We start from the raw sequence: 14533 nt of genomic DNA on the forward strand, positions 1-14533 counted from the left end.
TTGCAACGCGCCACCGAGGAGACAAGGTTCGAAACAGCGACTCTTTGGCAGCGTAGGAATACGGTATCGGGCTGCCAAACGCTGCGAATGAACATTCACAAGCGCATTTTTTGATCAATTGTGGACACTGGCCGTTCGCGCTAAGCAACAAACCGGGGCAAGCCATATGCAAAGAATTCCATGACCGAACGGCGTTCCGCTTTCGCGGTCGATCGCCGCGGCTTCATTCGCCTTGCGGGCGCAACCGCCGCAGGATGGATCGCGCTCGGCGCAACGTCGGATCGCGTGCGGATCGTGGCATCGTTGACCGCATTGCCGCTCGACGACGAGCTGACCCGGCGCAGCATGATCGACAGTCCGACCTCGCGCCTCGGCGGCCTCATCGCCGGCTTGAGGCAGCGCGGCTGGGTCGAGGGCGTCAACTTCCGCCTCGAGCTCCGTTCGAGCTTCGGCGCGCCGGACAGGCTGAAGGCAGCCATTCAGGAACTGCTGGCGCTCAAGCCGGATGTGATCCTGACGGGATCGACGATTGAGACCGCAGCTGTCCTTGCCGCAACGAAGACCATTCCCATCGTGTTCGCGACCGCCAACGATCCCGTGGGCAACGGCTTCGTCGAAAGCCTTGCGCATCCCGGCGGCAACGTCACCGGCTTCACCAGCAGCACGGCTGAGATGGGCGGCAAATGGCTGCAGCTGATCCGTGAAGCCGTGCCTGACATCGCCCGCGTCGGCATCCTCTTCAACCCCGCGACCACCCCTCGCGGCGGGCGCTTCTTCCTCGACTCGATCGAGCAGGAGGCGATGGAGTCCGGAGTGTCCGTAGTCCCCGCCCCGGTCAACGCGCCGGCGGAGATCGACGACGCCGTCAGGCGCTTCTCCGAATCGCCCAAGGCGGCGATGATCGCGCTCGTCGACAGCTTCCTCGTTGTCAACCGGCAGGTGGTCGTCGCGGCGGTAGACAAGTATCGCGTGCCCACGATCTATCCGTTCCATTATTTCATGGATGCCGGCGGATTGATGAGCTACGGGCCGACGCTGGAAGTGCGCTCGGCCGATTACGTGGACCTCATCCTGCGTGGCACCAAGGCCGGAGATCTTCCGGTGCAGTCGCCGCGGAAATACGAGCTGCTGATCAACCGCACGGTCGCCCGTACGCTGGGATTGACGATTCCCTTCACCCTGCTCGCGCGCGCCGACGAGATCCGCGAGTGAACGAGACGGCCGACCAGGGACCTCTGCGCACGCCTCCCGGCCGGCTGTTCCGCAAATATCTCTACTCGATCGTCGCCCTCGTCTTTGCGGCGCTCGCCATCAACACGGGCTTCGACGTCTGGTTCTCCTATCGCGAGCAGAAGCAGCTCCTGGCGGCAACCCAACGCGAGCAGGCAGCGTCCGCCGCGATTCAGATCGGCCAGTTCGTCGGCCAGATCGAGAACCAGATCAGATGGCTCGCCCGCCTGCCGCCGGAGCTGTCGACCAACGAAGACGAGCGCCTGAACGCCATCCGACTGTTGCGCCTTTCGCCAGCGATCGCGGAAATCGCCGAGCTGGACTCGCGAGGACTGGAACAGCTGCGCGTGTCCCGTCGTGTTGCGGACAAGGTCGGCAGCAAGACCGACCTTTCCGCTTCACCCGCCTTTCGCGGCGCCAATGACAGCCGCGCATTTTACGGACCGGTGTACTTCTTCGCCGACACCGAGCCGTTCATGACGCTCGCCACGCGCGGCGTCGGTCGCAATCCGAACGTGATCGTCGCCGAGGTCAATCTGCGTTTCATCTGGGACCTCGTCGCCGGCATCCGGGTCGGCAACACCGGCAAGGCCTACGTCGTCGATCGCATGGGAGTCTTGATCGCACATCCCGATTTGTGGCGCGCCCTGCAGCGCAGCGATCTGTCCAGCCATCCGGACGTCCGCTCCGCGCTCGATGGCGTGGGGCCGCCCTCGGGAGGATTGGTCAAAGAGGATCTGACCGGTCAACGCGTGCTCTCGACCTACGCGACGGTGCCCTCGCTCGGCTGGCTGGTGTTCGTGGAGCTGCCGCTCACAGAGGCCTATGCGCCGATCTATGCCTCGATCGGCCGCTCGACCTTCCTGCTCGTCGTCCTGCTGATCGGCGCGGTGCTGGTCTCGCTCTTTCTCAGCCGGCGCATGACGGGGCCGATCCAGCTCCTGACCCAGGGCGCGCGGCGGATCGGCAGCGGCGATCTCGGCCTGCGGCTCGCGATCAGGACCGGCGACGAGCTGGAAGCGCTCGGCGACCAGTTCAACCGCATGGCCGCTCACCTGCGCAACTCCTACGCGACGCTCGAGCGCAAGGTCATCGAGCGCACCTCCGAGCTGGAGAGGGCGCGCGACCACGCGCTTGCCGAGCACGATGCCGCCGAGCGCGCGCGCAGCGCGGCGGTGGCAGCCAACGAAACCAAATCGCGCTTCCTCGCCGTCGTCAGCCACGAGCTGCGCACGCCGCTGAACGGCGTCATGGGCGTGCTGCAGCTGCTCGACGACGGCAGCCTCAGTGATGCGCAGCGGCGCCACCTCACGACCGCAGCCGCATCGGGCGAGACGCTGATTGCGCTGGTCGATACCATCCTCGAATATGCACGCCTCGAGGCCAGCGCCGAAACGCTGGAGCCGCGCAATTTCCGGCTCGACCAGCTGATCGAGACGGCCGCCGACCTGATGCGTCCGCAGGCCTTCGGCAAGGGACTGACCTTCGACCTCGCCTGCGACGCCTCGGTGGGCACCACCGTGCACGGCGATCCGGTCAGGCTCAACCGCGTCCTGCTCAACCTCATCGGCAACGCCATCAAGTTCACGCCGTCGGGCGGGATCGCGGTCAACGCGGCTGCCGAGCGGCACGACGACCACATCCTGCTGCGCATCACCGTTCGCGACAGCGGCATCGGCATCGCGCCCGACATGCACGAGCGGATCTTCGAGGATTTCGTGCAGGCTGACGACAGCATCGCGCGGCGGTTCGGCGGCACCGGCCTCGGCCTTGCGATCGCGCGGCGCCTCAGCCGCCTGATGCGCGGCGAATTGACGGTGGAGAGCACCCCGGGCGCGGGCAGCACGTTCACCTTCGCGGTGCCGCTGGGCCTTGCCGCAAGCGGCGTCGCGCAAGGCGCGCTGCCGCCGCCGTCGCGGCCGCTCCGCGTGCTCCTGGTCGACGACGATCCCGTCAATTGCGAGGTCGGCGAGGCGATCCTGAGGCGGCTCGGTCATCACCCGACGATCGCGCGGAACGGGGCATCGGCCGTCGAGCTCGCGCGCGATCAGTCCTTCGACATCATCCTGATGGACCTGCACATGCCCGACATGGACGGCGTCGAGGCCGCGTCGCGGATCGGCAGGCTCGGCCTGCCGGAGAGGCCGCGCATCATCGCCGTGACGGCGGATGTGTCGTCCATCGCGCGGGAGCGGCTCGCTAACGCCGGCATCGTCCAGATCGTCAGCAAGCCGATCCTGATCAACGCGCTCCGCGAGGCGATCGAGGACGCCCCTAAGGTCAAGCCGGCGGCAGCAGCGCAGCTCTCCGCGGGCGCGCTGATCGACCGGCACTTTCTCGACGACCAGCGGGAGCTGCTCGGGACCGCGCAAATCGCCAAGCTCCATCACTTGCTGGGGGAGACCAGCGCAAGACTGATCGACGACATCGCCAAGGCCGCGGAGGCCGGCGATCGCAGCCAGCTCGCGCGATCCGCGCACCAGCTCGGCAGCGCCGCCGGCGCGCTCGGCCTCGTTCGACTGTTCGAGCGCAGCGGCGAGATCGAAACGGCCGCGCCCTCGATGTCCCCGGCTGATTGCGAAGATGCCGCGCACGAGCTCGCCGCGCTTCGCAAGGCCTCGATGAGTGCGCTGGACGAACTGCTCGCGCCTGCCAAGTAGCGCCTTGTCCGCTACCGATGATGATCGCGCCTTTCGACATATCGGTACAGCGTGATCACAACGATGGCCGGTATCCCCCAGAAGATTGCGACTAAGAGACCAACAAAACCAAAGGTGTTCGCATCCTTGCCTCCGCCGAGAAGCAATGTGACCACCACGACCGATATTGCGACCATTCCAACAAGCTTGGCAAAAGACCTCGCGTTCACGAACCTTGATCCTCGATGTCGATGATCACTTCATACAGACCTGATTGTGACATCTAGCAACTCATCGGTCGCGCCCCACCTCACCGCGTCCGCACGCCCTCCTCCTCGCGCCCGAACCGTTCCACCAGAAAATCGATGAACAGCCGCACCTTCACCGACAGATGCCGCGTCGGCGGATAGACCGCATACAGCGCGAGCGGCGGCGCGGCATAGTCGTCCAGCACCGTTCGCAACTCGCCCTCCTTCAATGCATCGGCGGCGATGAACTCCGGCAGCAGCGCCAGTCCCCTGCCCTTGATCGCGACGTCGCGCAGCACCTCGGCATTGTTGACGCAGAGCGACCAGGCCGGCTGGATCCAGTGGTCGCCGTCGCTGCCCGTCAGCTTCCACTGATTGCCCGTCAGCAGGAAGCCGTAAGTCAGCGCGGCATGCTCGCGCAGATCCTGCGGATGCTTCGGCGTGCCGTGGCGCGCCAGATAATCCGGCGACGCACAGATCATGCGCGCCACCGGCATGATTTTTCGCGCGATCAGGCTCGACGATTCCAGCTCGGCGATCCGCAAGGTCACGTCAAAGCCATCCTGCACGGGATCGAGCAGGTCGTCGCTGAGCACGATCTGGAGCTGAAGCTCGCCGTGGCGCGCCATGAAGTCGGCGAGCACGGGCCCGAGCCGCATCGTGCCGAACGACATCGGCGCGTTGACGCGGAGCAGCCCCCGCGGCGCGGACTGCGCCTGCGTCACCGCCTGGTCGGCGGCCTCGACCTCGGAGAGGATGACGAGCGCGCGTTCGTAATAGCGCTGGCCGTTCTCGGTCGGGCTCGCATGCCGCGTGGTCCGGTTCAACAGCTGGACGCCGAGGCTCTCCTCGAGGTCGGCGATGTATTTGCTGATTGCCGAGCGCGACAGCCGCAGCTGCCGGCCGGCCTCGGCAAAGCTGCCGCTTTCGACCACCTTCACGAAGGCCCGGAGGCTTCCAAGCTTATCCAAGGGCGGGTTCCGGCGATTGTTTCCAAATCGTAGACATAGTCGTCATATTTGCACGGATTGTCTCCAATCCAAAGCGGAACAATATTTCCGGCCAGAGAGCAACACGCTCCCCGAGCTTTGGAGGACGACAATGTCTGGACTGCACCACGTGACTGCGATTGCCGGCGATCCCATCCGCAATTTCGGTTTCTACACCCGGGATCTCGGCCTGCGCTTCGTCAAGAAGACGGTCAATTTCGACGATCCCGGCACCTATCACTTCTACTATGGCGACGAGACCGGCCGCCCCGGCACCATCCTGACCTTCTTCCCCTGGGCCGGCGTTCCGGCCGGGCGCCGCGGCGTCGGCGAGACCCATCAGACGGCCTTCCGCGTGCCGCAGCGTTCGCTCGGCTACTGGACCCAGCGCTTCACCGAGAAGGGCATTGCCTACGAGGCGCTCGAGAAGCGTTTTGGCGAGTCCGTGCTGCCGTTCACCGATCCTGACGGCATGGCGCTCGCACTGGTCGGCATTCCCGGCGCCGAGAACGAGCCCGGCTGGAGCAACGGCGATGTCCCGGCCGAGCATGCGATCCGCGGCTTTCACGGCGTGACCCTGCTGCTCGACAGCGCGGCCAAGACCGCTGCCGTACTCACCGACGTGTTCGGCTTCAAGGAAACGGGGCGCGAAGGCTCGGTGATCCGCTTCAAGGCCGCGGGCGATGTCGAAGGCAGCGTCGTCGACATCTATGAGGCCAAGGGCTTTTTGCGCGGGCATCAGGGCGGCGGCTCCGTGCATCACATCGCCTTCCGCGCAGCCGACGACGCCGAGCAGGGCCGGATGGCCGAGAGGCTCGTGAACAATCACGGCCTGCATCCGACCGAGCAGCGCGACCGCAACTATTTCCGCTCGATCTATTTCCGCGAGCCAGGCGGCGTGCTGTTCGAGATCGCAACCGACATCCCCGGCTTCGCCGTCGATGAACCCGTCGCGACGCTGGGACGCGACCTCAAGCTGCCCAGCTTCCTCGAGCAGCACCGCAAGCAGATCGAAGGCGTGCTGCCGAGCCTGGAAGAGACCGCGTCATGACCGAGAATAGTTTCATCCATCGCTTCGAGCCCGCGACCAGCGCGGGCTCGGCCCCGCTCCTGCTGCTGCATGGCACCGGCGGCGACGAGAACGATCTGCTCGGGCTCGGCAGGATGATCTCGCCGGGATCCGCCCTGCTCTCGCCGCGCGGCCGGGTGCTCGAGCACGGCATGCCGCGCTTCTTCCGTCGCCTCGCCGAAGGCGTGTTCGACGAGAACGACGTCCGCCGCCGGGCGCAGGAGCTCGGCGACTTCGTCATCGAAGCGCGAAAGCAGTACGGCATCGCAGCGCCCGTCGCGGTCGGCTTCTCCAACGGCGCCAACATCGCAGCCGCGCTGCTGCTGCTGAAGCCCGAGGTGCTGGCCGGCGCGATCCTGCTGCGCGCGATGGTGCCGCTGTCGGATCCGCCCGCAGCCGATCTGGCAGGCAAGCCAGTCCTGTTGTTGTCCGGACAAAGCGACCCAATCGTGCCGGCGAGCAATTCCGCAAAGCTTGCGGCCCTGCTCTCGCACGCGGCTGCAAGTGTGACGCACAGGGTTTTGCCGGCAGGCCATCAATTGTCGCAAGCCGATTTGACGCTCGCCCGCGACTGGATCGGCAACGTCGAGGCCAAGGCAGCGTGACCTCGCGAGCGGCGCATCGTTTCGAACGATGCGCCGCCGCAAGTGACAAGGGACTATCCAGCAAGGGCTTTGGCCACAGCTGCGATTGGTCAAGCGTCCATTACGCGAACGTCGGCTAAGGGCCAGAAGCAGTCTTTTCTTTTGGTTGCGCGTGGCGCCACAAGCGACGTTCTGGCAATCAAAAGAGCATTGCAGTGATCCCCGTCAACGCAAGACCGTTTACAATCTGTCCAAGGTGCCCATGCTATTACGTGCGCCATGGCTATTCACAGACTTTACAGCGGCGTCCTGGCTTTACTTTTGCGCGAGGGAATGCGCCTGATCGCAGCTTTTGTAAGCCTGGGCGCTCTGGGTTTGCTGGCAGCTTGCGGGGTCGGGGATGACGCCACGTTTCGCTATCGGCTGTCCTTTTCGCTCGGCATCAATGGAGCGGTCAGGTCTGGCTCCAGCATCATCGCAGTACGCTACTGGACCGGGGGAGCCTCCTGGGGAACCGGTAAGACGACCTATTCCATCGTCAAGGGCGTTGCCCCGGTCATAGACCTTGGCCGATACGGCACGCTGGTCGCGTCGATGGCTTCCAATGGCGAGGAATGGTTCAGGCGTAAGAAGCAGTACGGACTGACCTGTAAAAAGCCGCTCACGGCGGACTCGCTGCCCGCCAAGTTCAGTCAGGAGCCGGCGGCGCTCGCCAATCTGCGCCAAGGCAAGCGCGACTTAACGGACGATTCCTATCCCGCCTTCATCTGGTTTCCGTACGGCCAACCCTACGAGCGGGCGCAGCAGCTCTGCCCGGAAGAATTCCCCCGCGTGATCGGTGCCAACATCGAATTGCAATCCGTCACGATCGAGGTCGCGCCCGACGCGCCGCTGCTGACCAGATTGAATATCAGCGTCCCATGGTTGGACGAGATCCGAGCCGATCAAACGAGGCTGGGTGGAGTCACCACCACAGCTGGAATTTTCAAGCCACGCCGCACACTCATGATCGAAACAGACGACCCGACAAACTGACCGTCCGCTTTGAGGCTGAAATGTCGCCTATGGGCCAATAGCCGCCCCGCCGGCGCATCACAGATTTTTCAACAAGCGCCGATGTAGCGTTGCGGCATTGGGCTGCCTGGCGGCCCACTCCAGATTACGTTCGCCATCGATCTTCACCCAGAACGTACGGGCAGGCGCATCGCTCCCATCGAGCGAGTTGAAAGTACATGATGCCCTTTCTCGAATGATGGCGCCGATAGAGTCCTGAGCTTGGTAGTCAATGAGCGCCACGTACTGAACGGGCGGGTGGCGCGCAGCTTGCATCATGGATCGTCTGGTTGATGCGGATACGGCGCGCTCAGGCTCGGCGAAAAATTCCTCTCATGTGATCGTTCTTCTGGAGTCGTCCAGCCCGATCCGTTGATAGGTGGAGGGAACCGCCAACCGCTCCTGGATTGCCGTTTCGCAGGTCTGTACAAATTGAGAGGTGAACGGCGGATAGCCGCGGGCGTAAGCATAGCCGAGAACAGCGATGCCGAGGACTAGGAACGCTGCGACAGTAAGCTTAATCTTCATCTGTAACTCTTACAGAACTTTGCCTGCTGGTTTTGAGCGACTGGCCCGCAAGGTGCACACTCCCGACCTAAACCGAACTAAGCTAAGCGTGCATTAACGGGCTAGCACAACCCGCCAACTCAAATGCGCCATTTTGTCGCCGGCGGTTGCGACGATCATTCGGCTTTGATTTGGCTCTGGTCGATGACCGCTTCGGGTCAGAAGCGGTCGTTCAAGCGGCGAATCGGTAGCGCTACCTCCCCGCGAAGGCGTAACTCGGCTTCGACGCGCCGTGAGATGTCGATCGTATCGTTCGGCAGATGCTGCATGGCGTAACTCCCATCTCCATTTTCGGAAGCGGGCCCGACGCCTGCAGGATCTTCTTTACGAGACGCGTTGTTGACCACGCTTCACCGCGCGGCAATCTACCTTCGGTACACGGCAGAGATTGCAAAAATTCCGGGAGTTGATCGCGCATGGAACTCACGGCAGTCCAGCTGTACGGCGGTGGCCAATGCGAGACCTGATCGATTTGGATTGTCGGTGTTTTGCCCGACGCATCAACGTCGCGCCACATCGCTTCGACCATGAATCGGTGCCCGCGCAAGCCATTGAAATGACTGCACCCGGCTACTGTGCATGGGGTTGTTTTTCAGTTTTTCGTTTTGGATGGCCAAGCAATTTGGCCTCTCCCTACGGGGAGAGGCCAAATTTGAAGCGACAGGCTCGGCGTGATCGAGCGTTCCCTACTCCCAGGACCAGGTCGAGAAATCGTTCTCGAACTGCGGGACTTCCTTCCAGACACCCTTCAGCTTCTTGTTGATGACCGTCGGCCATTGCGGCTGGAACAGATAGGCGGAGACGGCGTCGGTGGCCAGCATGCGCTGGGCGTCGCCGAGCAGTTTTGCGCGGGCGGCTTCGTCCGGCGTCGACACGATCTGCTTGTAGAGCGCGTTGAAGGCCTCGTTGTTGTAACCGAGATAGTAGTCCGGCTCGGTGATCTTGACGAGATCGAACGGCTCGACATGGCTGACGATGGTGAGGTCGAAATTATGCGGACCGTTGGGCGCAAACACCTGCGACAGCCACTGCGCCCATTCGACGTTCTCGATCTTGGCGACGATGCCGACCTTGGCGAGCTGGGCCGCGACGATCTCGCCGCCCTGCCGCGCATAGGGCGGCGGCGGCAGCTTCAGCGACAGCTCCACCGGCGCGGTGACGCCGGCTTCGGTGAGCAGCTTCTTGGCCTTCTCGGGGTCGAAAGGATTGACGCCGGTGGTGTCGACATAGCCGAGCGATCCCGGCGTGTAGAAGCTGCCGATCGGCGTACCGAAGCCCTCGACGGCGCCGTCGATCAAGGCCTTGCGATCGATCGCCGCGAGGATGGCGCGGCGAACGCGGACGTCATCGAGCGGCTTCTTGCGGTGGTTGATCGCAACGATGGTCTTGGCCCTGGAACCGCCAATCAGCACTGTGAAGCGCGGGTCAGCCTTGAATTGGGCAACGACGCGGGTCGCGATACGCGGAAACGCGTCGACGTCGTTCGAGAGCAGCGCCGCAGCCTGGGCGGCCGGATCGGAGATGAAGCGGATCGTCACCTTCGACAGCTTGATCGCCGCGGCATTGCGATAGTCGGCCCACTTGTTCAGGGTGATCGAAGAGCCCTTGGCCCAGGCGCCCAGCTGATAGGGTCCGGTCCCGACCGGCTGCGTGACGTTGGTCGCCGCGCTCTTGGGCTCGACGATCGAGCCGCTCGCCTGCCCGAGCAGGAACGGCAGGTTCGGCTCGGAATATTTCACGGAGATCACGACGGTGTCGGCGTCCGGCGTCTCGACCCTCTCGAAGGCCTGGAACAGGCTCTTGTCCTTGTTGGTGCTGGTCGCCGCCGCGTTGCGCTCGAACGAGAACTTCACCGCCGCGGAGTTGAACGGCTCGCCATTGTGGAATTTGACGCCCTTGCGGAGCTTGAACGTGTAGGTCTTCAGATCGGGCGACGCAGTCCAGCTCTCCGCCAGCAGCGGCGCGACCGAGCCGTCCTCGTTGATCTTGGTCAGCGTCTCGTAGATGTTGTAGAGCGTGACCTCGGCAATCGCGGCGGCGGCGGCATTGGTGGGGTCGAGCCCCGGCGGCTCCAGCGTCATCCCCATGACGACGCTGTCCTTCTTGCTCTGCGCCAGCACCGGCAGCGGAGCCGCAACGAGGGCGGCGGCAAAGGCGACGATCGACAATTTCCTCAACATGCGTAACTCCCCGGCCTGTTCTGTTCTCGAGCTTAGCGCCAATCCGGCTAGGACACTAACCTTCCATGGCCGCCTGCGGCAACGCCATCACGGCCTCCGCCCTGTGGCAGGCGGCAAGGTGCCCTTCCCCGACCCTGCGTAACGCAGGCAGGACCTCGCGGCAATGCTGCTCGGCGAGCGGGCAGCGCGCCACATAGGGGCATCCGGCCGTGGCCGCCGATTGCGAGGCGATCGCCCGGCCTCCACGCCGCCGCCTCGTGCCCCCGGCGCGGGCCCGCGGCACCGCCTCGAGGAGCGCCCGCGTATAGGGATGCGCGCAACGCTCGAACAGATCCTCGGGGCGCCCCTGCTCGACGATGCGGCCGAGATACATCACCGCGACCTCGTCGCAGAGATAGTCGACGACGGCGAGGTCATGGCTGATCAGGATGTAGCTGAGGCCGAACTGCTCCTGCAGGTCCTGCATCAGGTTCAGCACCTGCGCCTGCACGGAGACGTCGAGTGCCGAGACCGGCTCGTCGGCGACGATCAGCTTCGGCTGGGTGATCAGCGCGCGCGCAATCGCGATGCGCTGGCGCTGGCCGCCGGAGAATTCATGCGGATACTTGTCCATGTCGGCCTCGCGCAAGCCGACCTGGCGTAGCACTGCCGAGACGCGTTCGCGGAACGTGGCGCGGTCGGCGCCTTCCAGCACGGTCAGCGGCTCGGCGACGATGCGCGCGATGGTCTGGCGCGGATCGAGCGAGCCATAAGGATCCTGGAACACCATCTGGAAATCGCGCCGGGCACGGCGCAGTTCGTCGGCCTGGAGGCGGTTGAGATCGCGGCCAAGCAACTGGACCTGCCCCGAGGTCGGCCGCTCCAGCGCCATCACGACCCGCGCGAAGGTCGACTTGCCCGAACCGGACTCGCCGACGATGCCGAAGCTCTTGCCGGCGGCGACCTGCACGCTGACGCCGTTGAGCGCACGCACCTGACCGGGCGGACGGAACAGGCTTTCGCGCGGCAGCGCGTAACGTTGCTCGAGATCCCTGACGTCGAGAAGAGGCGCGGTGCTCATGCGGATAACGCTCCGACGTTCGCAGCCATGGAGACGTCAGTCCTGATGCAGCGCACGAAGTGCCCGGGTCCGACGTCTACCATCGGCGGAAGCGCGGCCCGGCACGCATCGATTGCGAGCGGGCAGCGCTCCGAGAAAGTGCAGCCGGACGGCAGATCGGCAAGCTCCGGCACGGTGCCTGCGATCGTCTTCAGTCGCGTGCCCTTGCGCGCGCCGAGCTTCGGCCGGGCGCGAAACAGGCCTTGCGTGTAGGGATGGCCCATGCGGCGGAACACCTCGTCGGTCGGCCCGCTCTCGACGACGGTGCCGCCATACATCACCATCATCCGCTGCACGTTCTCGGCGATGACGCCGAGATCGTGCGAGATCAGGATCATCGACATGCCGCGCTCCTCGACGAGATCGGCGATCAGATCGAGGATCTGCCCCTGAATGGTGACGTCGAGCGCGGTGGTCGGCTCGTCCGCGATCAGCAAATCCGGCTCGCAGGCGAGCGCCATCGCGATGGTGATGCGCTGGCGCTGGCCGCCGGAGAACTGGTGCGGGTAGGCATCGACGCGACGCGCCGGATCGGGCAATCCGACGCGATCGAGCAAGGCGATCGCCGCCTTACGCGCCTGCGCGGCCGAATGTTTCCTGTGACGCCGCAGCGGCTCGGCAACCTGGTGACCGATCGTGTGCATCGGGTTGAGCGCGGTCATCGGCTCCTGGAAGATCATGCTGATGCGGTTGCCGCGCAGGCGGCAATAATCCGCGTCCGGCAATCCCGCGAGCTCGGTGCCGTCGAGCTTGATGCTGCCCGACACCACGGCGCTGTCAGGCAGCAGCCCCATCAGCGACATCGCGGTGACCGACTTGCCGCAGCCGGATTCGCCGACCAGCCCCAGCGTCTCGCCCCGCTTGAGCGCAAAGCCGACGCCGCGCACGGCCTGCGCCGGGCCGCGGCTGGTGTTGAGGCGGACGCCAAGATTGTCGACCGCGATCAGCGGCATGTCGGAGCGCTCGGCCATCGTCATCGCTCCCGCGCCAGCCTGGGATCGAGCAGATCGCGCAAGCCGTCCCCAAGCAGATTGAGTCCGAGCACTGCGACCGCGATCGCAGCGCCCGGATAGACCGCGAGCATCGGCGACTGGAACAGCAGCGTCTGCGCATCGTTCAGCATCCGCCCCCAGGACGGCTGCGGCGGCTGCGTGCCGAGGCCGAGATAAGACAAAGCGGCCTCGGCGAGGATGGCGAGCGCGAACTGGATCGTGACCTGCACGATCAGGATCGACAGGATGTTGGGCAGCACATGCTCGATGGTGATGCGGAAGGCGCCCTTGCCTGCCGCGCGCGCGGCCAGCACGAATTCGCGCGCCCAGATCGCATTCGCCGACCCACGCGTCAGACGGGTCAGCGTCGGGATCTGGAAGATGCCGATTGCGACGATCGAGGTGACCATGCCGGGTCCGACGACAGCAGCGAGCATGATCGCCGACAGCACGGCCGGAAAGGCGAAGGTGAAGTCGGAGAAGCGCATGATGATCTCCTCGGTCCAGCCGCGCCGGGCCGAAGCGATCAGGCCCAGCGTGACGCCGAAGCTGAGACCGATGCTGACGGCGATGACACCGACCATGATGGTGGAACGGGCGCCGGCGAGCAGCAGCGAGACGATGTCACGGCCAAAGGAATCGGTGCCGAGCCAGTGCGCCGCCGACGGCGGCCGCAATTTTGAGGCGATGTCGATCTCGTAAGGCGACCACGGCGTCCAGACCAGCGACAACAGGGCCGAGGCAACCACCAGAAAGGTCAGCGCGCCGCCGAGCACGAAGCTGCGGTGACGGAGCGCGCGGCCCCAGAACGTGCGGGGCGGCGCGCGGCGCGCTGCCAGAGGCAATTCAACCGGCGTGGTCAGGGGCGCGCTCACAGATCATGGACCTTGATGCGGGGATCGATGAAGGCATAGAGCACGTCGACCACGAAATTGACGATGACGACCATGGTCGCGAGCAGCATCACGCAGTTGCGCACGACAATCAGGTCGCGATTGGCGATCGACTGGAAGATCAGCCTACCGAGGCCCGGCAAATAGAATACGTTTTCGATCACGATCGTGCCGGCGAGCAGATTGGCAAATTGCAGCCCCATCACCGTCATGACCGGGATCATCGCATTGCGCAGCACGTGGCTCCACAGCACCTCGCGCTTGCCAAGCCCCTTCGCGCGCGCCGTGCGGACGAAGTCCTCGCGCAGCACCTCCAGCACGGCTGACCGCGTGACGCGCGCGAGGATCGCAGCCTGCACCACCGCGAGCGAGACTGCGGGAAGCAGCAGCGACTTCACGCCGAGCCAGACGCCGTCCTCCCAGCCGGCAAAGCCGCCCGCGGAGAGCCATTGCAGCCGCACCGCGAACAGCAGCACCAGCAGGATCGCGAACCAGAAGTTCGGCAGCGCGATGCCGATTTGCGTCAGCGACATCACGCCGACGTCGCCGAGCTTGTTGTGGTTGGCGGCGGTGTAGATGCCGGCCGAGAGCGCCAGCGTCACCGTAACGGTCATGGCCATGATGGCGAGCGGAACGGTCAGGGCCAGCCGCTCGGCAATCAGGCTGGCGACCGGCGTGCCGTAGACGTAGGAATTGCCGAGATCGCCGACGAGCAGGCCCTTGATCCATTGCAGATAGCGAACCGCCAGCGGCTGGTCGAGCCCGAGCTTGACGGTGAGCGCGCGCACGGCGTCCGGCGAGGCATCGGCGCCCATCAGCATTTGCGCAGCGTTACCCGGCAGCGCATCGAGCACGAGAAAGATGACCAGCGACGCACCGACGAGCGTCGCCAGCAAGGTCACCAGACGTCGGAGGACAAAGACGCTCATGCGCGCTCGGGCTCAAAGCTCATTCGCGGCACGATCAACATGTCCGGACCACCGATGCAAG

At 64.8% G+C, this 14533-nt stretch carries 13 protein-coding genes; 5 read left to right on the plus strand and 8 right to left on the minus strand.

The window, feature by feature from the left end:
- The first annotated feature begins 180 nt into the window (after positions 1–180).
- Both CO669_RS08340 and CO669_RS08345 read left to right on the plus strand, forming a co-directional pair.
- Entirely contained in the window at positions 181–1212 is a 1032-nt protein-coding gene (locus CO669_RS08340; RefSeq protein WP_097659296.1) for an ABC transporter substrate-binding protein, read from the plus strand.
- Positions 1209–3890 carry a hybrid sensor histidine kinase/response regulator gene (locus CO669_RS08345; protein WP_097659297.1) on the plus strand — a complete coding sequence of 894 codons (2682 nt, stop codon included), beginning with the start codon at positions 1209–1211 and terminating at the stop codon, positions 3888–3890. The genes CO669_RS08340 and CO669_RS08345 overlap by 4 nt, the downstream gene beginning before the upstream one ends.
- Before the next feature lie 289 nt (positions 3891–4179).
- Here the strand turns inward: CO669_RS08345 and CO669_RS08350 are convergent, their stop codons facing one another.
- Entirely contained in the window at positions 4180–5088 is a 909-nt protein-coding gene (locus CO669_RS08350; RefSeq protein WP_198963896.1) for a LysR family transcriptional regulator, read from the minus strand.
- Between the two features lie 130 nt (positions 5089–5218).
- On the opposite strand from CO669_RS08350, the gene CO669_RS08355 reads away from it, so the two are divergent.
- From CO669_RS08355 to CO669_RS08365, 3 genes are all read left to right on the plus strand, one after another.
- A complete protein-coding gene (locus CO669_RS08355) occupies positions 5219–6157 on the plus strand; it encodes a ring-cleaving dioxygenase (RefSeq protein WP_097659298.1) in 939 nt (312 codons plus the stop codon).
- Positions 6154–6780 (plus strand): alpha/beta hydrolase, encoded by a 627-nt coding sequence (locus tag CO669_RS08360; RefSeq protein WP_097659299.1) that lies wholly within the window; start codon positions 6154–6156, stop codon positions 6778–6780. Before CO669_RS08355 ends, CO669_RS08360 begins: the two co-directional genes overlap by 4 nt.
- A gap of 312 nt (positions 6781–7092) precedes the next feature.
- Entirely contained in the window at positions 7093–7794 is a 702-nt protein-coding gene (locus CO669_RS08365; protein ID WP_097659407.1) for a hypothetical protein, read from the plus strand.
- A 57-nt stretch (positions 7795–7851) separates the two neighbouring features.
- Here CO669_RS08365 and CO669_RS34940 read toward each other — a convergent pair whose 3' ends face one another.
- The 7 genes from CO669_RS34940 to CO669_RS08395 all read right to left on the minus strand — a co-directional run bounded on the left by CO669_RS34940 (position 7852) and on the right by CO669_RS08395 (position 14472).
- Positions 7852–8091 carry a hypothetical protein gene (locus tag CO669_RS34940; protein ID WP_143278645.1) on the minus strand — a complete coding sequence of 80 codons (240 nt, stop codon included), beginning with the start codon at positions 8089–8091 and terminating at the stop codon, positions 7852–7854.
- A gap of 54 nt (positions 8092–8145) precedes the next feature.
- A complete protein-coding gene (locus CO669_RS08370; protein ID WP_097659300.1) occupies positions 8146–8340 on the minus strand; it encodes a hypothetical protein in 195 nt (64 codons plus the stop codon).
- A gap of 725 nt (positions 8341–9065) precedes the next feature.
- Positions 9066–10559, minus strand: a complete 1494-nt coding sequence (locus tag CO669_RS08375; protein ID WP_097659301.1) for an ABC transporter substrate-binding protein — start codon at positions 10557–10559, stop codon at positions 9066–9068.
- 55 nt (positions 10560–10614) lie between these two features.
- Positions 10615–11619 carry an ABC transporter ATP-binding protein gene (locus CO669_RS08380; protein WP_097659302.1) on the minus strand — a complete coding sequence of 335 codons (1005 nt, stop codon included), beginning with the start codon at positions 11617–11619 and terminating at the stop codon, positions 10615–10617.
- Complete coding sequence (locus CO669_RS08385) at positions 11616–12629, minus strand: ABC transporter ATP-binding protein (protein WP_198963897.1); 1014 nt, start codon at positions 12627–12629, stop codon at positions 11616–11618. The genes CO669_RS08380 and CO669_RS08385 overlap by 4 nt, the downstream gene beginning before the upstream one ends.
- Before the next feature lie 2 nt (positions 12630–12631).
- Positions 12632–13525, minus strand: coding sequence for an ABC transporter permease (locus CO669_RS08390; protein ID WP_097659304.1), 894 nt, complete (start codon positions 13523–13525; stop codon positions 12632–12634).
- A complete protein-coding gene (locus tag CO669_RS08395) occupies positions 13522–14472 on the minus strand; it encodes an ABC transporter permease (protein ID WP_097659305.1) in 951 nt (316 codons plus the stop codon). The genes CO669_RS08390 and CO669_RS08395 overlap by 4 nt, the downstream gene beginning before the upstream one ends.
- Positions 14473–14533: the final 61 nt, after the last annotated feature.

This window comes from Bradyrhizobium sp. Y36, assembly GCF_002531575.1.
Taxonomy (GTDB): Bacteria; Pseudomonadota; Alphaproteobacteria; order Rhizobiales; family Xanthobacteraceae; genus Bradyrhizobium.

Coding starts and splice junctions, on each gene's coding strand:
- CO669_RS08355 (WP_097659298.1), top strand. CDS start 5,219: ATGTCTGGACTGCACCACGTGACTGCGATTGCCGGCGATCCCATCCGC.
- CO669_RS08340 (WP_097659296.1), top strand. CDS start 181: ATGACCGAACGGCGTTCCGCTTTCGCGGTCGATCGCCGCGGCTTCATT.
- CO669_RS08360 (WP_097659299.1), top strand. CDS start 6,154: ATGACCGAGAATAGTTTCATCCATCGCTTCGAGCCCGCGACCAGCGCG.
- CO669_RS34940 (WP_143278645.1), bottom strand. CDS start 8,091: ATGATGCAAGCTGCGCGCCACCCGCCCGTTCAGTACGTGGCGCTCATT.
- CO669_RS08365 (WP_097659407.1), top strand. CDS start 7,093: ATGCGCCTGATCGCAGCTTTTGTAAGCCTGGGCGCTCTGGGTTTGCTG.
- CO669_RS08385 (WP_198963897.1), bottom strand. CDS start 12,629: ATGGCCGAGCGCTCCGACATGCCGCTGATCGCGGTCGACAATCTTGGC.
- CO669_RS08375 (WP_097659301.1), bottom strand. CDS start 10,559: ATGTTGAGGAAATTGTCGATCGTCGCCTTTGCCGCCGCCCTCGTTGCG.
- CO669_RS08395 (WP_097659305.1), bottom strand. CDS start 14,472: ATGAGCGTCTTTGTCCTCCGACGTCTGGTGACCTTGCTGGCGACGCTC.
- CO669_RS08370 (WP_097659300.1), bottom strand. CDS start 8,340: ATGAAGATTAAGCTTACTGTCGCAGCGTTCCTAGTCCTCGGCATCGCT.
- CO669_RS08380 (WP_097659302.1), bottom strand. CDS start 11,619: ATGAGCACCGCGCCTCTTCTCGACGTCAGGGATCTCGAGCAACGTTAC.